Source organism: Azohydromonas sp. (assembly GCF_035325925.1).
Taxonomy (GTDB): Bacteria; Pseudomonadota; Gammaproteobacteria; order Burkholderiales; family Burkholderiaceae_C; genus Calidifontimicrobium.
The window spans coordinates 86,587-108,746 of record NZ_DAOKZA010000006.1; the positions used below are offsets into that span (position 1 = coordinate 86,587).

The 22,160-nt window shown below is 73.3% G+C and carries 22 protein-coding genes; 6 read left to right on the plus strand and 16 right to left on the minus strand.

Annotated features, from left to right (window positions below):
* Positions 1 to 110: 110 nt before the first annotated feature.
* Positions 111 to 929 (plus strand): ABC transporter permease subunit, encoded by an 819-nt coding sequence (locus tag PKC53_RS03765; protein ID WP_324426463.1) that lies wholly within the window; start codon positions 111 to 113, stop codon positions 927 to 929.
* A complete protein-coding gene (locus tag PKC53_RS03770; RefSeq protein WP_324426465.1) occupies positions 926 to 1,462 on the plus strand; it encodes a lysine decarboxylase in 537 nt (178 codons plus the stop codon). The genes PKC53_RS03765 and PKC53_RS03770 overlap by 4 nt, the downstream gene beginning before the upstream one ends.
* A gap of 25 nt (positions 1,463 to 1,487) precedes the next feature.
* Here PKC53_RS03770 and PKC53_RS03775 read toward each other — a convergent pair whose 3' ends face one another.
* Positions 1,488 to 2,024 carry a flavin reductase family protein gene (locus PKC53_RS03775; RefSeq protein ID WP_324426467.1) on the minus strand — a complete coding sequence of 179 codons (537 nt, stop codon included), beginning with the start codon at positions 2,022 to 2,024 and terminating at the stop codon, positions 1,488 to 1,490.
* Positions 2,025 to 2,204: 180 nt separating this feature from the next.
* Between PKC53_RS03775 and PKC53_RS03780 the strand changes: the two genes are divergently transcribed.
* Positions 2,205 to 3,275: a ScyD/ScyE family protein gene (locus PKC53_RS03780; protein ID WP_324426469.1), complete on the plus strand. Its 1,071-nt coding sequence runs from the start codon at positions 2,205 to 2,207 to the stop codon at positions 3,273 to 3,275.
* A 31-nt stretch (positions 3,276 to 3,306) separates the two neighbouring features.
* Here the strand turns inward: PKC53_RS03780 and PKC53_RS03785 are convergent, their stop codons facing one another.
* A complete protein-coding gene (locus PKC53_RS03785) occupies positions 3,307 to 4,362 on the minus strand; it encodes a ligase-associated DNA damage response exonuclease (protein WP_324426472.1) in 1,056 nt (351 codons plus the stop codon).
* 72 nt (positions 4,363 to 4,434) lie between these two features.
* On the opposite strand from PKC53_RS03785, the gene PKC53_RS03790 reads away from it, so the two are divergent.
* Positions 4,435 to 4,824, plus strand: coding sequence for a DUF805 domain-containing protein (locus PKC53_RS03790; RefSeq protein WP_324426474.1), 390 nt, complete (start codon positions 4,435 to 4,437; stop codon positions 4,822 to 4,824).
* 24 nt (positions 4,825 to 4,848) lie between these two features.
* Here PKC53_RS03790 and clsB read toward each other — a convergent pair whose 3' ends face one another.
* The 9 genes from clsB to PKC53_RS03835 all read right to left on the minus strand — a co-directional run bounded on the left by clsB (position 4,849) and on the right by PKC53_RS03835 (position 13,848).
* The gene (clsB, locus tag PKC53_RS03795; protein ID WP_324426476.1) at positions 4,849 to 6,168 is read right to left on the minus strand and encodes a cardiolipin synthase ClsB; all 1,320 of its coding nucleotides are present in this window, start codon (positions 6,166 to 6,168) and stop codon (positions 4,849 to 4,851) included.
* Between the two features lie 141 nt (positions 6,169 to 6,309).
* Positions 6,310 to 7,122, minus strand: coding sequence for an endonuclease/exonuclease/phosphatase family protein (locus PKC53_RS03800; RefSeq protein WP_324426478.1), 813 nt, complete (start codon positions 7,120 to 7,122; stop codon positions 6,310 to 6,312).
* A complete protein-coding gene (nudB, locus tag PKC53_RS03805) occupies positions 7,119 to 7,613 on the minus strand; it encodes a dihydroneopterin triphosphate diphosphatase (protein WP_324426479.1) in 495 nt (164 codons plus the stop codon). Before nudB ends, PKC53_RS03800 begins: the two co-directional genes overlap by 4 nt.
* Before the next feature lie 71 nt (positions 7,614 to 7,684).
* Positions 7,685 to 8,611, minus strand: a complete 927-nt coding sequence (locus tag PKC53_RS03810; RefSeq protein ID WP_324426481.1) for a prenyltransferase — start codon at positions 8,609 to 8,611, stop codon at positions 7,685 to 7,687.
* 57 nt (positions 8,612 to 8,668) lie between these two features.
* The gene (aspS, locus tag PKC53_RS03815; RefSeq protein ID WP_324426483.1) at positions 8,669 to 10,456 is read right to left on the minus strand and encodes an aspartate--tRNA ligase; all 1,788 of its coding nucleotides are present in this window, start codon (positions 10,454 to 10,456) and stop codon (positions 8,669 to 8,671) included.
* 109 nt (positions 10,457 to 10,565) lie between these two features.
* On the minus strand, positions 10,566 to 11,225 hold the full coding sequence (locus PKC53_RS03820; RefSeq protein WP_324426485.1) for a DUF502 domain-containing protein: 660 nt from the start codon (positions 11,223 to 11,225) through the stop codon (positions 10,566 to 10,568).
* Positions 11,226 to 11,271: 46 nt separating this feature from the next.
* Positions 11,272 to 11,589, minus strand: a complete 318-nt coding sequence (locus tag PKC53_RS03825) for an FmdB family zinc ribbon protein (RefSeq protein WP_324426487.1) — start codon at positions 11,587 to 11,589, stop codon at positions 11,272 to 11,274.
* 163 nt (positions 11,590 to 11,752) lie between these two features.
* Positions 11,753 to 13,306, minus strand: a complete 1,554-nt coding sequence (gene ubiB, locus PKC53_RS03830) for a ubiquinone biosynthesis regulatory protein kinase UbiB (RefSeq protein ID WP_324426489.1) — start codon at positions 13,304 to 13,306, stop codon at positions 11,753 to 11,755.
* Positions 13,303 to 13,848, minus strand: coding sequence for a hypothetical protein (locus PKC53_RS03835; RefSeq protein ID WP_324426491.1), 546 nt, complete (start codon positions 13,846 to 13,848; stop codon positions 13,303 to 13,305). The genes ubiB and PKC53_RS03835 overlap by 4 nt, the downstream gene beginning before the upstream one ends.
* A gap of 102 nt (positions 13,849 to 13,950) precedes the next feature.
* On the opposite strand from PKC53_RS03835, the gene galE reads away from it, so the two are divergent.
* Positions 13,951 to 14,991: a UDP-glucose 4-epimerase GalE gene (gene galE, locus PKC53_RS03840; protein ID WP_324426493.1), complete on the plus strand. Its 1,041-nt coding sequence runs from the start codon at positions 13,951 to 13,953 to the stop codon at positions 14,989 to 14,991.
* Positions 14,992 to 15,087: 96 nt separating this feature from the next.
* Positions 15,088 to 16,533: a mannose-1-phosphate guanylyltransferase/mannose-6-phosphate isomerase gene (locus PKC53_RS03845; RefSeq protein ID WP_324426495.1), complete on the plus strand. Its 1,446-nt coding sequence runs from the start codon at positions 15,088 to 15,090 to the stop codon at positions 16,531 to 16,533.
* A 33-nt stretch (positions 16,534 to 16,566) separates the two neighbouring features.
* Here the strand turns inward: PKC53_RS03845 and PKC53_RS03850 are convergent, their stop codons facing one another.
* The 5 genes from PKC53_RS03850 to PKC53_RS03870 all read right to left on the minus strand — a co-directional run.
* Positions 16,567 to 17,496, minus strand: a complete 930-nt coding sequence (locus PKC53_RS03850; protein WP_324426498.1) for an EpsD family peptidyl-prolyl cis-trans isomerase — start codon at positions 17,494 to 17,496, stop codon at positions 16,567 to 16,569.
* Positions 17,497 to 17,540: 44 nt separating this feature from the next.
* The gene (gene ubiE / locus PKC53_RS03855) at positions 17,541 to 18,272 is read right to left on the minus strand and encodes a bifunctional demethylmenaquinone methyltransferase/2-methoxy-6-polyprenyl-1,4-benzoquinol methylase UbiE (protein ID WP_324426500.1); all 732 of its coding nucleotides are present in this window, start codon (positions 18,270 to 18,272) and stop codon (positions 17,541 to 17,543) included.
* 13 nt (positions 18,273 to 18,285) lie between these two features.
* Entirely contained in the window at positions 18,286 to 18,699 is a 414-nt protein-coding gene (locus PKC53_RS03860) for a DUF971 domain-containing protein (RefSeq protein WP_324426502.1), read from the minus strand.
* Between the two features lie 32 nt (positions 18,700 to 18,731).
* The gene (locus tag PKC53_RS03865) at positions 18,732 to 19,163 is read right to left on the minus strand and encodes an HIT family protein (RefSeq protein WP_324426504.1); all 432 of its coding nucleotides are present in this window, start codon (positions 19,161 to 19,163) and stop codon (positions 18,732 to 18,734) included.
* Positions 19,164 to 19,167: 4 nt separating this feature from the next.
* On the minus strand, positions 19,168 to 22,160 hold a 2,993-nt coding region (locus PKC53_RS03870), incomplete at its 5' end, for an FAD-binding oxidoreductase (protein WP_324426506.1).

Here is a 22,160-nt window from a genome sequence, read left to right on the forward strand (position 1 = left end):
CGACGCCAGCGCACCGGCCGAGCCGGATGCGCGGCGTCGGCCTGGCCGGGGCGCGGCGACGCGGGTCGGGCGGCCGACGGGTTCGGTGCCGACGCGGCGGCGCACGAGTCATGAACCGCGCCACGTTCGCGCTGCTCGCGGCGCCGGCGGTGCTGCTGCTGGCACTGTTCTTCGCGCTGCCGGTGGCGGCCGTCGTCGTCGACGCGCTGAGCGAGGGGCTCGACGCGTTCGCGCGCGTCGTCGCGATGCCCACGTTCTGGCCGTCGCTGCTGGGCAGCGCGGTGCTGACACTGGTGGCGTCGACGCTGTCGCTGGCGGTCGGCGTCGCGGTGGCGCTGCACCTGTCGCGCATGGACGAGCGCCGGCGCACGCTGCTGGCGTTCGTGATCGCGCTGCCGCTGACCTTCTCCGGGCTGATCGTCGCCTACGGCTTCATCCTGACCTACGGCCGCGCCGGCCTGGTGACGCAGCTGCTGGCGCTGGCCGGCGCCGACGCCGCGGTGCTCGGCAAGGCGCTGTTCACGCCCACCGGCCTGGCGTTCGCGTCGTCGTACTACCTGATCCCGCGTGTGGTGATGGGCGTGCTGCCGGTGTTCGTCAACTTCGACCGCGCGCAGCTCGAGGTGGCGCAGTCGCTGGGCGCGACGCCGGCACAGGCGTTCCGCCAGGTGATGCTGCCGCAACTCGCGGCACCGGTCGTCGCCAGCGGCTGCCTGATCGCCGCGGTGGTGTTCGGCGCCTACGGCACCGCGCTGGCGCTGGTGGGCACGCGGCTCGAGATCCTGCCGCTGCAGCTGTACAGCCTGATCTCGGAGACCGGCTCCGACTTCCCCGCGGCGGCGGCGCTGGCGCTGCTGATCACCGCGGCGTGTTCGACGATCATGACCGTCGGCGCCTGGTTCGGCGCGCGGCACGAGAGGCACCTGTGACGCCGCCGCTGCCGCCTGCCGTGCAGGCGCTGGTCGACGAGGTCGCGCGCCGCCAGCGACAGCGCCCGCTGCGCGTGCCGGTGGGCGTGATCGGCCCGCGCGCGGCGACGCCGGCGCAGGTGGCCGCGGCGCACGCGGTCGGCCACGGCATCGCGTGCATGGGCCTGGCGCTGGTGTGCGGCGGCCGCGCCGGCGTGATGGAAGGCGCCTGCCGCGGCGCCGCCGAAGTCGGCGGCGTCGCCATCGGCGTGCTGCCCGACGCCGACCCGGCCGAGGCCAACGCCTACGCCACCGTGGTGCTTGCCACCGGCATCGGCGAGGCGCGCAACGCGGTCATCGCGCGCGCCGCGCTGTGCCTGGTGGCGATCGGCGACAACTTCGGCACGCTCAGCGAGGTCGCCTTCGGCCGCCAGTTCGGCAAGCTGGTGGTCGGGCTCGAGGGCGCGGCGCGCGTCGACGGCGTCGTGCACGTCGACACGCCCGCGGCGGCGCTCGAGCAGGTCGCGCGCTGCGCGCTCGCCGCACCGCGCTGAGGCCGGCGCGTCGAGGCCGGCGCGCTCAACGCATCTTCGACGGCAGCGCGATCGTCTCGCCGGCGACCATGAAGCGCCCCCGGCCGCGGTGGTGCAGCGTGCGCGGGTCGCTGGCGCGCGGGTCGATCCAGGCCTGCACGACCTCGAGCACGAACAGCCCGTAGCGGTTGACCGCCCGGGTGTCGGCGACGCGGCACTCCAGGTTCGCCCAGCACTCGCCGACCAGCGGCGCCGCGACCTGCGACGCCGGCACGGGCGTCAGGCCGAACCGGGCGAACTTGTCGACGCGCGCGCCGCTGGTGTTCCCGCAGCCGACCACGGCCGCCGCGAGGTCGACGGCGGGGACGTTCAGCGTGCACTCGCGCGTGCGGCGCAGCGCCGCGAAGCTGTGGTCGCGGTCGCTGACCACGCAGGCCACCAGCGGCGGCTCGAACTCGAGCATCGTGTGCCACGACAGCGTCATCACGTTGGCGCGGCCGCGGTGCATCGTGGCCAGCAGCAGCACCGGGCCCGGTTCGAGCAGGCCGTAGACCTTGGACAGCGGACAGGCTCGCTTGCGCATCGCGTTGGGCTGGGTCGCCGCGGGCGAGGATGCGACCCCTCGCCGGTATCGACGCCGCGGATCTTCGCCCGTTCGCCCCAAGGCACAAGCCTTCGCATCGTGGGGATTGACCGACCTGGAGGCGCAGGCACCAATGCGGCACCGCGCTCGGCAGGCGCGGCCACACGCACAGGAGGCAACATGCAACGTTCCCCGGTGGTCTCGTTCGCGGCGACCTGCATCGCCGCGCTGGCCCTGGCCGGCGGCGCCCTCGCGCAGTCGCCGTACACGGTGGTGATGAGCGGGCTCGACAACCCGCGCGGCATGGCGTTCGCGCCGAACGGCGCGCTGCACGTGGCCGAAGCCGGCCGCGGCGGCGACGGCAACTGCGTCGTCGGCGGCCCCGGCGAGCTGCGCTGCTTCGGCCGCAGCGGCGCCGTTTCGCGGCTGTGGCGCGGCCAGCAGTCGCGCGTGGCCGAGGGATTCGAGTCGCACGCGCTGCCCGACGGCTCGGCGGCCAGCGGCCCGACCGACGTCTCGTTCCTGGGCATCGGCGGCGCCTACGTCACGATGGGGCTCGGCGGCGACGCGGCGTTCCAGCAGGCGCTGGGGGGCACCTACAGTGGCACGCTGCTGCACCTGGCCGCCAGTGGCCGGTGGCGCGTGGTGGCCGACGTGCTGGCCCACGAGGCGGCCGCGAACCCGGGCGGCGGCGCGGTCGACTCGAACCCCTACGGCGTGCTGGCCGAGCCGGGGGGCCGGCTGGTCGTCGACGCCGGCGCGAACGCGCTGCTGCGCGTCGCCGCCGACGGCGCGGTCGAGACGCTGGCGGTGTTTCCCGCGCTGCCCAACCCGACCCCGGTCGGCCCGCCGATGATCGAACCCGTGCCCACCAGCGTCGCGCGCGGCCCCGACGGCGCGCTGTACGTCGGCCTGCTCACCGGGTTCCCGTTCGTGCAGGGCGTCGCCGGCGTCTACCGCGTCGTGCCGGGGCAGGCGCCCGCGGTGCACTGCACCGGGTTCAAGGCGATCACCGACCTGGCGTTCGCGCCGGGTGGCGACCTGTACGTCGTCGAACACGCCACCGGCGGGATGTTCTTTGCACCCAACTCGGGGCAGCTGACGCGCGTCGCGCCCGACTGCGCCCGCACGACGGTGCTCGTTGGGCTCGACCGACCGACGTCGGTCGCGGTCGACCGCGACGGCACGGTGTACGTGACCAACCACGGCATCACCGCCGGCCTCGGCGAGGTGCTGCGCGTCGCCCCCTGAAGCGCACGGGCGCGCACGGGGCGCCGCGCGTTCACGCCGGTGCCGCGTCGCCGAGCGCCTCGTCGCCGTACTCGGTGGCGAACGCGCCGGCCTGCAGGCCCTGCTCGCGCAGCCAGCGCACCATCGCCGCCTCGTGGCCGTGCGTGACGATCACGCGCGGCGCCCCGGTGGCGGCGATCGCGCGCTGCAGTCCGGGCCAGTCGGCGTGGTCCGACAGGGCGAAGCCGCGGTCCAGCGCCTGGCGCCGGCGCGCGCCGCGCAGGTGCATCCACCCGCTGGCGAACGCGTCGCTGAACTCGCCGAGGCGCTGCAGCCAGGCGCTGCCGCGCACCGACGGCGGCGCGACCACCAGCGCGCGGCGCAGGTCGGCCGCTGGCAGCACCTGCACCGCGTGCGTCGGCGGCAGCGCCACGCCGTGCGCGCGGTACGCCGCGTTCACCGCGTCGAGCGCGCCGTGCACGACGATCGGGCCGATGCCGGCGTCGACGCCGGCCAGCAGCCGCTGCGCCTTGCCGAAGCTGTAGGCCAGCAGCAGGCTCGCGCGGCCGGCCGCGGCGTTGGCGGCCCACCAGGCGTCGATGTCGGCGAACACTTCGGCCTGCGGTCGCCAGCGGTACAGCGGCAGCCCGAACGTGCACTCGGTGACGAACACGTCGCAGCGCTGCGGCTCGAACGCGTCGCAGGTCGGGTTCGCCTCGTCGTGGGCGCTGAGGAAGTAGTCGCCCGAGACCACCCACACGCGCCCGCGGTGCTCGAGACGCACCTGCGCCGCGCCGAGCACGTGGCCCGCCGGGTGCAGGCTCAGGCGCACGCCGCGGTGCTCGACCACCTCGCCCCAGGCCAGCGTCTGCAGCGCGATGCCCTCGCCGAGCCGCGCGCGCAGCACGCCGGCGCCGGCGGCCGAGGCCAGGTAGTGCGCGTGACCGCGGCGTGCGTGGTCGGCGTGGGCGTGCGTGATCACCGCGCGCTCGACCGGGCGCCAGGGGTCGATGTGGAAGTCGCCCGCCGGGCAGTACAGGCCCTGCGGGCGAACGACCACCAGGTCGTCGCCGCGAGGCGCCTCGGGAGCCGTCGAGGTCGCGTGCACCGCTTGATGGTACGGGCGGGGCGCGTCGGCGCGCTTATGCTCGCCGTGTCTCGCCACCGCCCGCATCGCACCGTGTCCGCCACCGACCCCCACCGACCGCCCCCGCCGCTGGAGCCGGAGCAGATCTTCTTCAGCCCGCGCGGACGCATCGCGCGGCGCACCTGGTGGCTGTACGGCGTCGGTGCGATACTGGGCATCGGCGTGCTGCTGACCGCGCTGCTGCGCATCGCCGGCATGGCGCCCGACCCGGCCGCCGCCGTCGTCACGCTGGTGCTGCTGTGGCCGTCGCTGGCGATCTCGATCAAGCGCTGGCACGACCGCGACAAGTCGGCGTGGTGGGTGCTGGTTGGCCTGATCCCGGTGATCGGCGGACTGTGGCTGCTGATCGAGAACGGGTTGATGCGCGGCACCCGGGGGCCGAACCGCTACGGCGACGACCCGCTGGCCCGACGGGCCCGCTGACGCGCGCGCCCGGCGCGCGCAGCGTCAGTACCGCCCGCCGATCCCGGCCACGCGCAGGTAGGTGCGCGCGACCCAGGCGACGAAGCCGCGCTGCAGCACCGCCCACCAGCCGCGCGGCAACGCGGGGTGCGTGACCTCGCGCGACGCGGCCACCGCGCGCTCGATCTCGCCGGCCAGCTCGCGCGTGAAACCCTGGTCGCGCACGATCACGTTGGCCTCGAGGTTGAGCAGCAGCGACATCGGGTCGATGTTCGAGCTGCCGACGGTGGCCCAGTCGTCGTCGACCAGCGCCACCTTGGCGTGCAGGAACGCCGCCTGGTACTCGTGGATGTGCACGCCGCGCGACAGCAGTTCGGTGTACAGCGAGCGCGCGGCCATGCCGGCGATGCGGTAGTCGACCTTGCCCTGCAGCAGCAGGCGCACGCGCACGCCGCGGCGCACCGCGTCGCGCAGCGTGCGGCGGAACACGCGCCCGGGGTAGAAGTACGGGCTGACCAGGTCGATGCGCGTGCGCGCGCGGCGGAACGCGTCGATGTAGCTGCGCTCGATCGCGCGGCGCTGGCGCAGGTTGTCGCGCACCACGAAGGCGGCGAGCATCGGCGCGTCGGGGCTGTCGGCGAGCACGCTGTCGCCGGCAACGATGCGCACCTCGCGCAGCATCGAACGCACGCGCGCCAGCGGCGCGCCGCTACGTGCGACGGCCAGCATCTGGTCCGACCACTCGTGACCGAACGACGCGCGATGCCACACCGCCTGCGCCGTCTGCAGCACCGGCGCGACCACCGGGCCGGCGACCTCGACCGCGTAGTCCAGCCGTGGCTCGTCGGTGGGGCCGTGGCGCAGGTCGTGGCGGTCGTCGATGACGTTGATGCCGCCGACGTAGCCGACCTCGCCATCGACGACGCACAGCTTCTGGTGCAGGCGCCGCAGGTGTTCGGGCTGCAGCAGCGCGCGCCAGCTCTCGAGCGGGCGGAACACCGCCAGCCGCACGCCGCTGCCGGCCCACCAGCGCCGCAGCGTGTCCAGCGCCTCGAGGCTGCCGAAGCCGTCGACGACGACGTGCACGTCGACGCCGCGCCGCGCGGCGCCGGCAAGCGCGTCGGCCACCGCCTTGGCCGCCGCGTCGTGGTGGAAGATGTAGGTCGCGAACCACACCTCGGCCTGCGCGCGGGCGATGGCCTCGCACATCGCCGGGAACATCTGGTCGCCGCCGCGCAGCAGGCGCACCCGGTTGCCGCCGCTGAACAGCGCGCGCGGGTGCTCGTACCAGCGCAGGTCGTGGTGCAGTGCCGGTGCCGGCCGGCCCGAGGGCGCGGGCGGCGCTTCGCCGGTGCGCACGTCCACGTCAGCGATCCAGGCGGCGTGCGCCGCCCGTCGCGCCGGGCGAGCGTGCGCGCGAGGGTCCGCCCGCGCCGACGCGAACGCCGCGCGGACCGCCCGGGCCCCGCGACGGCGCGTGCAGGCAGGTGGCGCTGCCGGCGGTGTTCATCGCATCTCGAGCTCGACCACCAGCGGCAGGTGGTCCGACATGCGCGCCCAGGCGCCGCCGCGCGGCACGAAAGTCGAGCGGCAGGCCAGCCCGCGCATGTACACGCGGTCGAGCGCGAACACCGGCACGCGCGACGGGAAGGTCAGCCGGTGCGTCGCCGGCAGGTGCGCCGCCAGCGCGCGCGACAGCCCGACCTCGCCCATCGGCGCGTCGAGCTTCTCGCCCCAGTCGTTGAAGTCGCCGGCCACCAGCAGCGGCGCACCGCGCGGCACGTGCGCGTCGATGTAGGCGGCCAGACGCTGCACCTGGCGCACGCGGCTGGCGTGGATCAGCCCGAGGTGCGCGACCACCGTGTGCAGCGTGACGCCGTGCCACTGCACCGGCACGTGCAGCAGGCCGCGCTGCTCGAACGGGTGGTCGGACACGTCGTGGTGGCCGGGCTCGCCGATCGGCCAGCGCGACAGCAGCGCGTTGCCGTGCTCGCCGTGGCGCGTCACCGCGTTGGTGCGGTAGGCCACGTCGTACCCCTCGGGCGCGAGGAACTCGGCCTGCCCCTGCTGCGGCCAGCCGAACCAGGTGCGGTCGAACTGGCGCGCGTCGCGCGCGTGGTGCAGCCGCACCTCCTGCAGGAACACCAGGTCGGCGTCGAGCGCCTCGATGCCCAGCCCGAGGTTGTGGATCTCCAGGCGCTTGCGCGGGCCCACGCCGCGCACGCCCTTGTGGATGTTGTAGGTGGCCACGCGCAGCACCTGGCTGTCGCCGGAAGCCGGCGGCAGCAGCGTCGATTGCAGCGGCTTGAGGGCGGTCACCGCGGGTCTCGGGGAGTCGGGTCGGGCAGGAAGCGCGGCAGCTGCAGGATCGCCTCGGCGTTGCTCGGCGAGAAGCAGCGGTCGGCCGCCTCGCGCCACCCGAGCCATTCGAAGCGCAGGTGCTCGCGCGGGTTCAGCCGCACCGCCACGCGCTGCGGCAGCGTCAGCCCGAACACGTGCTCGGTGTTGTGCGTCACGCCCGGCGCGTAGCGGTGGCGCCACACGGGGTAGATCTCGTAGCGGTTCGACAAACCCCAGTCGCGCAGCGCCGCCAGCGGCACCTCGTCGCCGCCGATCGCGATGCCGGTCTCCTCGGCGACCTCGCGCACGCAGGTCTGCACCAGCGCCTCGTCGGGGCTGTCCTTCGAGCCGGTGACGCTCTGCCAGTACCCGGGCTTGTCGGCGCGCTCGATCAGCAGCACCTCGCGCGCCGGCGTGTGGATCACCACCAGCACCGACTCGGGGATCTTGTGGCGGCGCGGTTCAGCCATCTTCGTGGTCCGCATCGCTGTGCAGCGGGTTCGCGTTCATCACGCCATTTTGGCCGCGTGCGGTCGAGCGGTCAGCGCAGCGCCGCGACCGCGACGAAGGCCGCGCCGAGCAGCAGCGGGTGCAGCACCGCGGCGACCAGCGTCAGCACGATCGCCGGGCGCAGCCGCGACGGCGTGCGCCGGTGCGCGAGCAGCCACGCCGACGCACCGGCAGCCGGCAGCGCCGACGCGAGCGCCCAGCCGGCTTGCGTCGGCAGCCACAGCGCGCGCCACCAGGCCCACGCCCAAAGATGCGCCGCGGCGACCAGCGCGACGTACGTCCAGGCCGCCGCGTCCGGGCCGAGGCGCACCACCAGGGTGCGCTTGCCGACACGCGCGTCGGCCTCGGCGTCGGGGAACTCGGCGACCCACAGCACCGCGGCGACCAGCAGCGCCGGGCTGACCGCGGCGACCGCCGGGATCGCGTCGAAACGCTGGCGCTGCACGAAGTCGGCGCCGACGACGACCAGCCACCAGCCGGCGGCCACCGCCACCTCGCCCCATCCGCGCGCCATCAGCGCAACGCGCGGGCTCGAATAGGCCCAGCCCAGCGCCAGCCCGGCGATGCCGACGGCCAGCAGCCCGGGGCCCGCACGCGCGGCCAGCCACACCCCGCCGCCGACCACGACGATGGCCAGCATCTGCGCCGCCTCGCGCATCTGCGCGGCGCCGAGCACGCCGTCCTGCACCAGGCGCGAGCCGCCGGTGAACGGCGCGATGCGAGCGTGGTTGACCGCGTCCGACCCACCGACCGCGTCGCCATAGTCGTTGTACAGGTTCACCGCGGCGTGCGCGAGCAGCGCCAGCAGCACCGTCGCGGCCGCCGCCGGCAGGTCGCGGCCGCAGCCGCACGACCAGGCGACGACCACGCCGAGCATCGCGCTGGCCAGCGTGATCACCAGGAAACCCGGCCGCACCGCCGCCAGCCAGGTGGTCACCGGGGTGCGCGCGGCAGGCATGGCGCAGCATGCCGGCGGCGCACCGGGCCTGGCTTGATGCGCATCAAGCCAGGCGGGTCAGCCCTTGTGCGGGTTGCGCAGCCGGATGTGCAGCTCGCGCAACTGCTTCTCGTCGACCGGTCCGGGGGCGCCGGTGAGCAGGCACTGCGCGCGCTGCGTCTTCGGGAACGCGATCACGTCGCGGATCGACTCGGCGCGCGTCATCAGCATCACGAAGCGGTCCAGGCCGATCGCGATGCCGCCGTGCGGCGGCGCGCCGTACTGCAGCGCGTCGAGCAGGAAGCCGAACTTCGCCCGCGCCTCGTCGGCGTCGATCTTCAGCGCGCGGAACACCTTGCTCTGCACCTCCTCGCGGTGGATCCGCACCGAGCCGCCGCCGAGTTCGATGCCGTTGAGCACCACGTCGTAGGCCTTCGCGAGGCAGCGGCCGGGGTCGGTCTCGAGCCAGTCCTCGTGGCCGTCCTTCGGGCTCGTGAACGGGTGGTGCATCGCGCTCCAGCGCTGCGCCTCCTCGTCGTACTCGAACATCGGGAAGTCGACCACCCACAGCGGCGCCCAGTCACCCTGCACGAGGCCGCGTGCGCGGCCGAACTCGCTGTGGCCGATCTTCAGCCGCAGCGCGCCGATCGCGTCGTTGACGACCTTCGCCTTGTCGGCGCCGAAGAACAGCAGGTCGCCGCCGGCCGCGCCGCTGCGCTCGAGGATCGCGGCGATCGCGCGCTCGTGCAGGTTCTTCACGATCGGGCTCTGCAGCCCCTCGCGGCCCTTCGCGAGGTCGTTGACCTTGATCCACGCGAGGCCCTTCGCGCCGTAGATCTTGACGAACTCGGTGTAGGCGTCGATCTCGCCGCGGCTCATCTCGCCGCCGCCGGGCACGCGCAGGGCGACGACACGCCCGCCCGGCGTCGTCGCCGGCCCGCTGAACACCTTGAAGTCGACGTCGGCCATCACGTCGGTCAGCTCGGTGAACTCGAGCTGCACGCGCAGGTCGGGCTTGTCGCTGCCGAAGCGGTGCATCGCGTCGGCGTACTTCATCACCGGGAACGCGGGCAGCGCGACGCCGATCGCGTGCTCGAAGGTGCTGCGGATCATGCCCTCGAACATCGTGCGGATCTCGTCCTCGGTCAGGAACGAGGTCTCGATGTCGATCTGCGTGAACTCGGGCTGGCGGTCGGCGCGCAGGTCCTCGTCGCGGAAGCACTTGGTGATCTGGTAGTAGCGGTCGTAGCCGGCCACCATCAGCAGCTGCTTGAACAGCTGCGGCGACTGCGGCAGCGCGAAGAAGTGACCGTCATGCACGCGGCTGGGCACCAGGTAGTCGCGCGCGCCCTCGGGCGTGCTCTTGGTCAGCATCGGCGTCTCGACGTCGACGAAGCCGTTCGCGTCGAGGAACTTGCGCACCTCCATCGCGACGCGGTGGCGCAGCATCAGGTTCTTCTGCATGTGCGGGCGGCGCAGGTCGAGCACGCGGTGCGTCAGCCGCACGGTCTCCGACAGGTTCTCGTCGTCGAGCTGGAACGGCGGCGTGACGCTGGGGTTGAGCACCTCGAGCTCGTGCGCCAGCACCTCGACCCTGCCGCTGACCAGGTTCGCGTTCTCGGTGCCCGCCGGGCGCGAGCGCACGCGGCCGACGACCTTCAGGCAGTACTCGCCGCGCACGTCCTCGGCGGTGGCGAAGGTCTGCGCGCGGTCCGGGTCGCACACCACCTGCACGACGCCCTCGCGGTCGCGCAGGTCGATGAAGATCACGCCGCCGTGGTCGCGGCGTCGGTGCGCCCAGCCCATCAGCGTCACGGTCTGGTCCATCAGCGCCTCGCTGACGAGGCCGCAGTAGGTGGTTCTCATGGGGTCGATCGCTCCGTGTCGATGTGCTTGGTGGGCGCCGCGGCGCCGTGCGGAAGGGGTGGCGGCTGGGGCCGGCGGGCGGGCGCGGGCCGAGCGCTGCGCCGCGCGCTCAGCCGACCGGATCTCGCGCCACCGGCAGCCGCGGCGCCGCGGCCGCCGCGGTGGGCACGACGACGCCCATCGAGATGATGTACTTCAGCGCTGCGTCGACGCTCATCTCGAGCTCGATCACGTCGGCGCGCGGCAGCATCAGGAAGAAGCCCGAGGTCGGGTTCGGCGTGGTCGGCACGTAGATGCTCAGCCAGTCGCCCTGCAGGTGTTCGGCGACCTCGCCGCCGGGGCGGCCGGTGACGAAGGCGATCGTCCACGCGCCGGCGCGCGGGTACTGCACCAGCACCGCCTCGCGGAACGCGTTGGCGTTGCTCGAGAACAGCGTGTCCGAGACCTGCTTGACCGAGTTGTAGATCGACTTGACGATCGGGATCTTGCCGACCAGCCGGTCCCACTGGCGCAGCCACCACTGGCCGAAGTAGTTGGTCGCGAACACGCCGGTGGCCAGCAGCACCAGCAGCATCACCAGCACGCCCAGCCCCGGCCAGTCGCGCAGCCGCTCGATGCCCGACTGCGCGCTGAGCGGCGCCACCGCGGCGGCGGCCGACAGCAGCCAGCCGAACACGCCGTCCATCAGGCCGATCAGCGACAGCAGCACGTACACCGTGATGGTCAGCGGCAGCCACACCAGCAGGCCGGCGATGAGGATCTTTTTCACCTGCGGCCTTCGGACGTGGGCGGGGGGCGGGCCGGCGCGGTCGCGCTCAGGCGCAGCCGCAAGACGCGCCGCAGCCGCCGGCCGCGGCGCTCGCCGCGCTCGGCGCGCTGTCGCTGGCCGCGGGCTTGGCGTCGCCGACGGCCGGCGCCGGCGCGCCGTCGGCCGGCTTGGCTCCGCCGCCGTTGCCGCGGAAGTCGGTCGCGTACCAGCCCGAGCCCTTGAGCTGGAACCCGGCCGCCGTGACCTGCTTGGCGAAGGCCTCGGCACCGCACGCCGGGCAAGTGCTGAGCACCGGGTCGGACAGTTTCTGCAGCACGTCCTTCGCGTGGCCGCAGGACGCGCAACGGTAGGCGTAGATCGGCATGGTCGAGCTCCTGAACGTGAGGCCGGCGGACGCGGCGCACGGCACGGCGCGACGGCACGCGGCCGGCACACCCGCCCCCGCGACCACCCCGCGCAAAACTGCAAATTCTACAGTTCGGGGCCCATCGCGAGGCTTTCAAGCCCCGGGGCGCGCCGGCACCGGCTCAGCCGCGCGGCCAGTGCAGCCACAGCTGCGCCAGCACCCCGCCGACGACGAAGCCGGCAAAGGCCAGCGCCAGCGCCTGCACCAGGCGCCGGGTGCGCCGCTGCTCGGCGATCAGCGTGCGCAGCAGCGGAGCCGGGTCGGCGCGGCGTTCGTGCAGCGTGCGGTGCACCAGCCGCGGCAGCTCGGGCAGCAGCTGGGCGTAGCGCGGCGCCTCGTTCTCGAGCCGCGCGACGAAGCCGCGCCAGCCGACCTGCTCGTTCATCCAGCGCTCGAGGAACGGCTTGGCGGTGCTCCACAGGTCGAGTTCGGGGTCGAGCTCGCGCCCCAGCCCCTCGATGTTGAGCAGCGTCTTCTGCAGCAGCACCAGCTGCGGCTGGATCTCGACGTTGAAGCGCCGCGAGGTCTGGAACAGCCGCATCAGCACCTGGCCGAGCGAGATGTCCTTCAGCGGGCGGTCGAAGTGCGGCTCGCACACCGCCCGCACCGCGGCCTCGAGCGCGTCGACGCGGGTGGCCGGCGGCACCCATCCGCTCTCGACGTGCAGCTCGGCGACGCGCTTGTAGTCGCGGCGGAAGAAGGCGATGAAGTTCTGCGCCAGGTAGTCCTTGTCGACGTCGGTGAGCGTGCCGACGATGCCGAAGTCCAGAGCGATGTAGCGCCCGAAGGTGGCCGGCGCGACCGAGACCTGGATGTTGCCCGGGTGCATGTCGGCGTGGAAGAAGCCGTCGCGGAACACCTGGGTGAAGAAGATCGTCACGCCGTCGCGCGCCAGCTTGCGGATGTCGACCCCGGCGTCGCGCAGCCGCTGCACCTGGCTGATCGGGATGCCGTCCATGCGCTCCATCACGATCACGCCCGAGGTGCACAGCTCCCAGATCATCTCCGGGATCAGCACCAGGTTCAGCCCCTGCATGTTGCGCCGCAGCTGCGCGGCGTTGGCCGCCTCGCGCACCAGGTCGAGCTCGTCGTGCAGGTAGCCGTCGAACTCGGCGACCACCTCGCGCGGTTTCAGGCGCCGCCCGTCGACCGACACGCGCTCGACCCAGCGCGCCAGCCGGTGCAGCAGCGCGAGGTCGCTCTCGATCGCGCCGAGCATGCCCGGGCGCAGCACCTTCACCGCGACCTCGCGGCCGTCGCGCAGCTGCGCGAAGTGCACCTGCGCGATCGACGCGCTGGCCACCGGCTCGGCGTCGAAGCGCGCGAACACGGCGTCGATCGGCCACGCGAACGCGCGCTCGACCAGCGTGCGCGCCTGCTGGCCGGGGAACGGCGGCACGCGGTCCTGCAGCTTGGCCAGCTCGTCGGCGATGTCCGGCGGCAGCAGGTCGCGCCGCGTGCTCAGCACCTGGCCGAACTTGACGAAGATCGGGCCGAGCCGCTCGAGCGCACGGCGCAGCCGCACGCCGCGCGGCTCGTCGAGGCGCCGGCCGATGGTCATGACCCGCGCCAGCGCGCGCACCCAGCGCTGGCGGAATCCCGACAGCGCGATGTCGTCCAGCCCGAAGCGCAGGACGGTGAAGACGATGACGACCAGCCGCGCGAGCTGCCTCATGGGCCGCCGCGCCCGGCGCCGCCGGGGCGCAGCCGCGTGGTCACCTCGGCGCCGGCCTTGAGCGCCGCGCGCAGCGCGCGCGCCAGCGCCGAGCCGGCGCGGGCGATCTCGCGCGCGACGCGCGCGCCGAACAGCCGCTCGAGGTCGGCCTCGACGTCCCAGCGCACGTTGTCGATCAGCCAGTGCACGTCGGTGGCCAGCGCCGAGTCGCCTGCGATCTCGACGGCGGGGGTGTCGCCGGCCATCACGCGCGCGGCCAGCAGCGCCGGGTTCGCGGCGTCGACGCGCACGTGCAGGTCGGCCGTCGCGGCGTCGTCGTCGGCGCTCCACTCGAGCAGGCCCGCCGGCGTGACACGAAACGCCAGCCGCGGCGGCGGGGGCAGCAGCGCCGGCCAGCCGGCGAGCTCGACCTGCAGCCGCCGGCCGCGGTGCACGGCCAGCCGCTGCGTGGCCGCCGGTTCGGCCGCCAGCACGTGGTTCGTCACCAGCGTCAGTCGTTCCATCATGGCCGGGGCGACCAGCGACGCGAGGGCTTGCAGCATGCGCGGATTGTAGGCAGCCCCCGTGCACGGCCGCGCCGCGTGTGCGGTGCTGCACGCCGCGGCTGCGCAGGGCACGCGCCGCACGCGTGGACAATGCGCGCCATGCCGCCCGCCCCCCCGTCCGCCCGCGTGCTGCTCACCGGCGCGACCGGCTACATCGCGTCGCACACCTGGCTCGCGCTGCACGCGGCCGGCTTCGACGTGGTCGGCGTCGACGACTTCAGCAACAGCTCGCCCGAGGTGCTCGAGCGGCTGCGGCGCCTGGCCGGCGAGCGCCCGGAGTTCGAGCGTGCCAGCGTGTGCGATGCCGCGGCGATGGAGGACCTGTTCGGCCGCCACCGCTTCGACGCGGTCGTGCACTTCGCCGCGTACAAGGCGGTCGGCGAATCGGTGGCCAAGCCGCTGGCGTACTACGCGAACAACGTCGGCGGGCTGGTCACGGTGTGCCAGGCGATGCAGCGCCACGGCGTGAAGCGCTTCGTGTTCAGCTCCAGCGCCACCGTCTACGGCGAGGCGGCGACGCTGCCGATCCGCGAGGACTTCGCGCTGTCGGCGACCAACCCGTACGGGCGCACCAAGCTGGTCGGCGAGCAGCTGCTGGCCGACCTCGGCGTCGCCGACCCCGGTTGGCAGACCGCCTGCCTGCGCTACTTCAACCCGGTCGGCGCGCACGATTCGGGGCTGATCGGCGAGGACCCGCGCGACACCCCGAACAACCTGATGCCCTACGTGGCGCAGGTGGCGGTGGGCCGGCGCGCGAAGCTGCAGGTCTTCGGCGCCGACTACCCGACGCCCGACGGCACCGGCGTGCGCGACTACATCCACGTCGTCGACCTCGCCGAAGGCCATGTCGCCGCGCTGCACCGGCTGCTCGACGCGCCGGGCTCGTTCACCGTCAACCTCGGCACCGGCCGCGGCCACAGCGTGCTCGAGGTGGTGCGCGCCTACGCGCAGGCCAGCGCACGGGCGATCCCCTACGACGTGGTGGCACGCCGCGCCGGCGACGTCGCCGCCTGCTGGGCCGACCCGACGCGCGCGCAGCAGCTGCTCGGCTGGCGCGCCCGGCACGACCTGGCGCGCATGTGCGCCGACAGCTGGCGCTGGCAGCAGCGCAACCCCGACGGCTATGCCACCCCCGCCTGACCGCCCGCGGCGCCGGGCTGCACCCGGGCCGCGCCGCGCCTGGGTCGCAAAGACCCTGGGCGGCCGGGCGTTTTCTCCAAAGGCCCCGATACCGCGATGAACCCCGTTGACGTGCAACCCGTGATCATGGCCGGCGGCTCCGGCACGCGGCTGTGGCCGCTGTCGCGCGCCGGCTACCCGAAGCAGTTCCTCGTGCTCGCCGGCAACGAGAGCCTGTTCCAGCAGGCCGCGCGCCGGCTGGCCGCGCTGGCCGGCGAAGGCGTCGCCGTCGGCGCACCGATGGTGGTCGGCAACGAGGAGCACCGCTTCCTCGTGCTCGACCAGTTGCGCGAGCAGCGGCTCGAACCGGCGGCGGTGCTGCTCGAGCCGGCCGGGCGCAACACCGCGCCGGCGCTCACGCTGGCCGCGCTGCAGGCGATGGACGACGGCCGCGACCCGGTGCTCGCCGTGACGCCGGCCGACCAGACGGTGGCCGACGAGGCGGCGTTCACGCGCGCACTGCGCGATGCGGCGCGCATCGCGGCGCACGGCGAGATCGCGATCCTCGGCGTGCCGCCGGTGCGCCCGGAGACCGGCTACGGCTACATCCGCGCCGCGTCGCCCGACGCCGGCGACGCGCCGGCGGTGACCGCGTTCGTCGAGAAGCCCGACGCCGACACCGCGCGCCGCTACCTCGCCGAAGGCGGCTACTACTGGAACGCCGGCATGTTCGTGCTGCGCGCCAGCACCTGGCTGGCGGCGCTCGAGCGCTTCCGCCCGGACATCGCCGCCGCGACGCGCGCCGCGTGGGACGCGCGACGCGGCGACGCGCTCTTCGTGCGACCGGGTGCGGCCGAGTTCGCCGCGGTGCCCGCCGAGTCGGTCGACTACGCGGTGATGGAACGCTGCCCGGGCAGCGACATCGGCATCCGCATGGTCGCGCTCGAAGCCGGCTGGAACGACCTCGGCGCCTGGGACGCCGTGTGGCAGGTGCTGCCGAAGGACGGCGCCGGCAACGCCGCCGTCGGCGACGCGATCGTCGCCGACTGCCGCAACACGCTGGTGCACGCGTCGAGCCGGCTCGTCAGCGTGATCGGCATCGACGACGCGGTGGTCGTCGAGACCGCCGACGCGGTGCTGGTGGCCAGCCGAGCGAAGAGCCAGGACGTGAAGAAGGTCGTCGAGCGCCTGGGCCAGGAGCAGCGCGGCGAGCACGCGCTGCACCGCAAGGTGCACCGCCCCTGGGGCTGGTACGACAGCGTCGACGACGGCGCGCGCTTCCAGGTCAAGCGCATCATGGTCAAGCCCGGCGCGTCGCTGAGCCTGCAGATGCACCACCACCGCGCCGAGCACTGGATCGTCGTCAGCGGCACCGCCGAGGTCACGGTCGGCGACAAGAAGATCCTGCTCGCCGAGAACCAGAGCACCTACATCCCGCTCGGCGAGGTGCACCGGCTGGCCAACCCGGGCAAGGTGCCGCTCGAGATCATCGAGGTGCAGTCGGGCAGCTACCTCGGCGAGGACGACATCGTGCGCTTCGAGGACACCTACGGGCGCCGGTAGGCGCACGCCGGGCGCGCCGGGCACGTCGCGGCGTCAGCGCACCGGCTCGGAAGCGTCACTCGCCGCATCGCTGGCCGCCGGGTCGATCGCCGGCGGCGGCGACTCCGCGAAGCGGCCGACGTACTCGACCCTGGCCTCGCGCCGCAGCGCGCCCAGGTCGTCGCGCACCAGCGCACGGCGGCGCTCGGCGAGCAGGCGCTGCTCGATGGCCGCTCGCGCCTGCTCGAGCGTCACCGGCTGTTCGCGCGAGCCGGCGACGATCGCCACCAGCACCCCGTTCGGCGCGGCGGTGAACAGCGCCTGCCCGTCGCGCAGCGCGGCCAGCGCGGCCAGGCGCGCCGGCGGCAGCTGCTCGGCCGCGCGCACCGCCTGCACCGCGGCGAAGCGGTAGCCATTGGCGCGCAGCCAGTCGGCGAACGCATCGACGCCACCGCCCTCGCCCAGCCGCGCGCGCAGTGCGTCGACCTGCTCGGGGCGCGCCTCGATCGCGATCTCCTGCAACTGGAAGATGCGCCGCTTCGCGAACAGCGCCGGGTGCTCGTCGTAGTAGCGGCGCACCGCGTCGGCGTCCGGCGCGGCGGCGGCGGCACCGACGCGCTCGAGGTAGGCGCGCGCGAGCACCTCGCGCCGCGCCAGGTCGAGCTGCAGTTGCACCTTCGGGTCGCGGTCGAGGTCGAGTTGCTGCGCGCGCTGCACCGCCAGCGACTGGTGGATCAGCCGCTCGAGCACGACCTTGGCTGCGGCGTCGGCCTGCTCGCCCGGCACCGCGCGCTGCTGCAACACCTGCTGGATCTGCGGCAGCGTGATCGTCTCGCCGTTGACGCGCGCCGCGGCCTGCATGGCGCGGTCGCGCTTGCCCGGGTCGCCGCAGGCCACCAACCCGATCGACGACGCGACCGACAGCGCCACCAGTGCTGCAGACGCCGCGGCGCGGCGCATCGCTGCGGCGGGCCTCGGGTTCATCCAGGGCGCCTCGCCCGGCACGGCGGCGCAGCCGCGGCGCCGGTTCAGCACTTGATGCCGACGTGCAGCGCGACGACGCCGCCGGTCAGGTTGTGCACGTCGACGTGGCCGAAGCCGGCGGACTTCATCATCGCCTTCAGCGTCGCCTGGTCGGGGTGCATGCGGATCGACTCGGCGAGGTAGCGGTAGCTGTCGGCGTCGCCGGCCACCCAGCGGCCCAACCGCGGCAGCACGTTGAACGAGTACCAGTCGTACGCCTTCTCCATCGGCTTGGCGACCCTGGAGAACTCGAGCACCAGCAGCCGTCCACCCGGCTTGAGCACGCGCCCCATCTCGGCCAGCGCCTGCTCCTTGCGGGTCATGTTGCGCAGGCCGAAGGCGACGCTGACGAGGTCGAAGCGACCGTCGCGAAACGGCAGCCGCTCGGCGTCGCATGCCACGGTGGGCAGCGCCAGGCCCTCGTCGAGCAGGCGGTCGCGACCGGTGGTCAGCATCGCGAGGTTGATGTCGGTGTGCACGACGCAGCCGTCGCGGCCGGCCTTGCGCGCGAAGGCGCGCGCGAGGTCGCCGGTGCCGCCGGCGATGTCGAGCACCTGCTGCCCTGGGCGCACGTCGGCCACCGCGACCGCGTACGCCTTCCACGCGCGGTGCAGCCCGAGCGACATCAGGTCGTTCATCAGGTCGTACTTCGGCGCCACCGAGTCGAACACGCCACGCACGCGGCGCGCCTTCTCGCGCTCGTCGACGGTCTCGAAGCCGAAGTGGGTCTGGCTCATCGCGCCACGGCGCTCAGTGATGCCCGCAGCCGCCGCCGGCCTTCTCGACCATCGGCGCGTCGCGGTCGATGCCGGCGTCGCACAGGCGCTGCTCGTAGCGCTGCCACAGTTCGCCCTGCCTCGCGCCGAGGTGGTACAGGTACTCCCACGAGAAGATGCCCGACGAGTGGCCGTCGGAGAAGGTGGGCTGGATCGCGTAGTGCCCCACCGGCTCGACGCCGACGATCTCGACGTCGCGCTTGCCGGTCTGCAGCACCTCCTGCCCCGGCCCGTGGCCCTGCACCTCGGCCGAGGGCGAGTACACGCGCATCAGCTCGAACGGGATGCGAAAGCGCGCGCCGTCGTCGAACGCGATCTCGAGCGCGCGCGACTGCTGGTGCACGGTGACCTCGGTCGGTTTCGGGGTGTTGCGGTCAAGGCCGGCCATGGCGAGGTTCCTGAGGCGAAGTCGAAGTCGAGTCAAGCATAGCGCAGCCGCTCGGCCAGGCGCTGGTCGAGCTCGGGCAGCGCGGCGGCCACGCGCGCCAGCGCGGCCGCGTCGGCCGCGCGCTGCGCCGCGCCCCACACCGGCTGCGGGAAGTGGCTGTCCCAGTCGAAGCGGGCGATCACGTGCCAGTGCAGGTGCGGCGTGACGTTGCCCAGCGACGCGAGGTTGATCTTGGTCGGACGCAGGCGTTCGCGCAGCGTGCGCTCGACGGTGTCGACGAGCACGATGCAGCGGTCGCGCCCGGCGGGGTCGAGGTCGCTGAACTCGGCGACATGCGCGTTGCAGACCACGCGGTAGAACGCCGGGAACGCCGCGTCGTCGACGCCGACCACGCGCCAGTCGCCGTCGCGGTGGATCAGCCGCCCGCCGTCGTGTGCGCACAGCTCGCAGCCGTCGACCTTCATCGGCTCACACCAGCACGCGTTCGATGCCGCCGGCGTTGGCGCGCGCGACGTAGTCGGGCAGCCAGTTCTCGCCGAGGATCTGGCGCGCCATCTCGACGACGATGTAGTCGGCCTCGAGCAGGCCGCTGTCCAGGTCGTCCTCGTAGCGCTTGAGGCCCTGCAGGCAGCTCGGGCACGAGGTGAGGATCTTCACGTCGCCCTGGTGGCCCTGGGCGCGCAGCGCCGCCTCGCCGCGGCGGATCTCCTGCTCCTTGCGGAAGCGCACCTGCGTCGCGATGTCGGGCCGCGTGACGCCCAGCGTGCCGCTCTCGCCGCAGCAGCGCTCGCTCTTGACCACCCGGTCGCCCACCAGTGCGCGCACGGTGGCCATCGGGTCGCCGAGCTTCATCGGGTTGTGGCACGGTTCGTGGTACAGGAAGGCGCCGGGGCGCGGCAGCACGATGCCCTTGTCCAGCAGGTACTCGTGAATGTCGACGATGCGGCAGCCGGGGAAGATGTCCTCGAACTGGTAGCCCTGCAGCTGGTCGTGGCAGGTGCCGCAGCTGACCAACACGGTCTTGATGTCGAGGTAGTTCAGCGTGTTGGCCACGCGGTGGAACAGCACGCGGTTGTCGGTGATGATCTTCTCCGCCTTGTCGTACTGGCCCGAGCCGCGCTGCGGATAGCCGCAGCACAGGTAGCCGGGCGGCAGCACGGTCTGCACGCCGGCGTGCCAGAGCATCGCCTGCGTGGCCAGCCCGACCTGGCTGAACAGCCGCTCCGAGCCGCAGCCCGGGAAGTAGAAGACGGCCTCGGTGTCGACGCTGGTGCGCTGCGGGTCGCGGATCACCGGCACGTAGTGCCGGTCCTCGATGTCGAGCAGCGCGCGCGCGGTACGCTTGGGCAGCCCGCCGGGCAGCTTCTTGTTGACGAAGTGGATCACCTGCTCGCGCACCGGCGCGGCGCCGACGCTGGCCGGCGGCGCGACGGTCTGGCGGCGCGCGACCTTCTTCAGCAGGTCGTTGGCCACGCGCTGCGCGCGGAACCCCACGTCGACCATCGCGCTGCGCATCAGCTTGATCGTGCCCGGGCTCGTCGCGTTGAGGAAGAACATCGCCGCCGCGTTGCCGGGGCGCCAGCTCTTGCGCCCCATCTTGCGCAGCAGGTTGCGCATGTTCATCGACACGTCGCCGAAGTCGATGTTCACCGGGCACGGCTTGAGGCACTTGTGGCACACGGTGCAGTGGTCGGCCACGTCCTCGAACTCGGCCCAGTGCGCGACGCTGACGCCCCGGCGCGTCTGCTCCTCGTAGAGGAACGCCTCGATCAGCAGCGAGGTGGCGAGGATCTTGTTGCGCGGGCTGTACAGCAGGTTCGCGCGCGGCACGTGCGTCGCACACACCGGCTTGCACTTGCCGCAGCGCAGGCAGTCCTTGACGCTGTCGCTGATCGCGCCGATGTCCGACTGCTGCATGATCAGCGACTCATGCCCCATCAGCCCGAAGCTGGGCGTGTAGGCGTGTCGCAGGTCGGCGGCGCGCACGTCGTCGCCCAGCCCCGAGACGTCGCGCAGCAGCTTGCCCTTGTTGAAGCGGCCCTGCGGGTCGACGCGCTGCTTGTAGTCGGCGAACGCGGCGATCTCGTCGTCGGTGAGGAACTCGAGCTTGGTGATGCCGATGCCGTGCTCGCCGCTGATCACCCCGCCGAGGCTGCGCGCCAGCGCCATGATGCGCGCCACCGCCTCGTGCGCGGCCTGCAGCATCTCGTAGTTGTCGCTGTTGACCGGGATGTTGGTGTGCACGTTGCCGTCGCCGGCGTGCATGTGCAGCGCGACCCACACGCGAGCGCGCAGCACCTCGGCGTGGATGCGCTCGCACTCGTCGAGCACCGGCTTGAACGCGGCACCGGAGAAGATCTCGCGCAGCGCGCCGCGGATCTGCGTCTTCCACGACGCGCGCAGCGTGCCGTCCTGCAGGTCCTCGAAGAAGCTGCGCGCGCCGGGGCGCGGCACGTCGAGTCCCTCGAGCCACCGCTGCCACAGCGACTTGACCTCGCGCAGCCGCTGCAGCGCCTGCTGCACGCGGTCCTCGAGCAGTTCAGCGCCGGGGATCTCGCCGGCGTCGTCGCTGCGCCCCAGCGGCAGCGAGCCGCGTTCGAAGAACGCCTCGAGCCGCTCGGCGAGCTGCAGCTTGTTGCGCAGGCTCAGCTCGATGTTGATGCGCTCGATGCCGTTGGTGTACTCGCCCATGCGCTCGAGCGGGATCACCACGTCCTCGTTGATCTTGAACGCGTTGGTGTGCCGCGCGATCGCCGCGGTGCGCTTGCGGTCGAGCCAGAACTTCTTGCGCGCGTCGGCGCTGACGGCGACGAAACCCTCGCCGGCGCGGCTGTTGGCGATGCGCACGACCTCGCTGGCCGCGCGCGCCACCGCCGCCTCGTCGTCGCCGACGATGTCGCCGAGCAGCACCATCTTCGGCAGGCCGCCGCGCTTGCTCTTGGTGGCGTAGCCCACGGCCTTGAGGTAGCGGTCGTCGAGGTGCTCGAGGCCGGCCAGGATCGCCCCGTTCGGCTTCTTCGCCTCGGCGAACATCAGGTTCTTGATCTCGACGATGCTCGGCACCGCCAGCTTCGCGTTGCCGAAGAACTCGAGGCACACGCTGCGCACGTGCGCCGGCATGCGGTGCACGACCCAGCGTGCGCTGGTGATCAGGCCGTCGCAGCCCTCCTTCTGGATGCCGGGCAGCCCGGCGAGGAACTTGTCGGTGACGTCCTTGCCCAGCCCTTGCTTGCGGAACACGCGCCCGGGGATGTCCAGGCGCTCGGTGCGCTGCAACGTCCTGCCGCTGGCGTCGTAGTGGCGCAGCTCGAAGCTGGCGACCTCGACGTCGTGGATCTTGCCCAGGTTGTGGTCCAGCCGCACGACCTCGAGCCAGGTCGCCTCCGGCGTGACCATCTTCCAGCTCGCGAGGTTGTCCAGCGCGGTGCCCCACAGCACCGCCTTCTTGCCGCCGGCGTTCA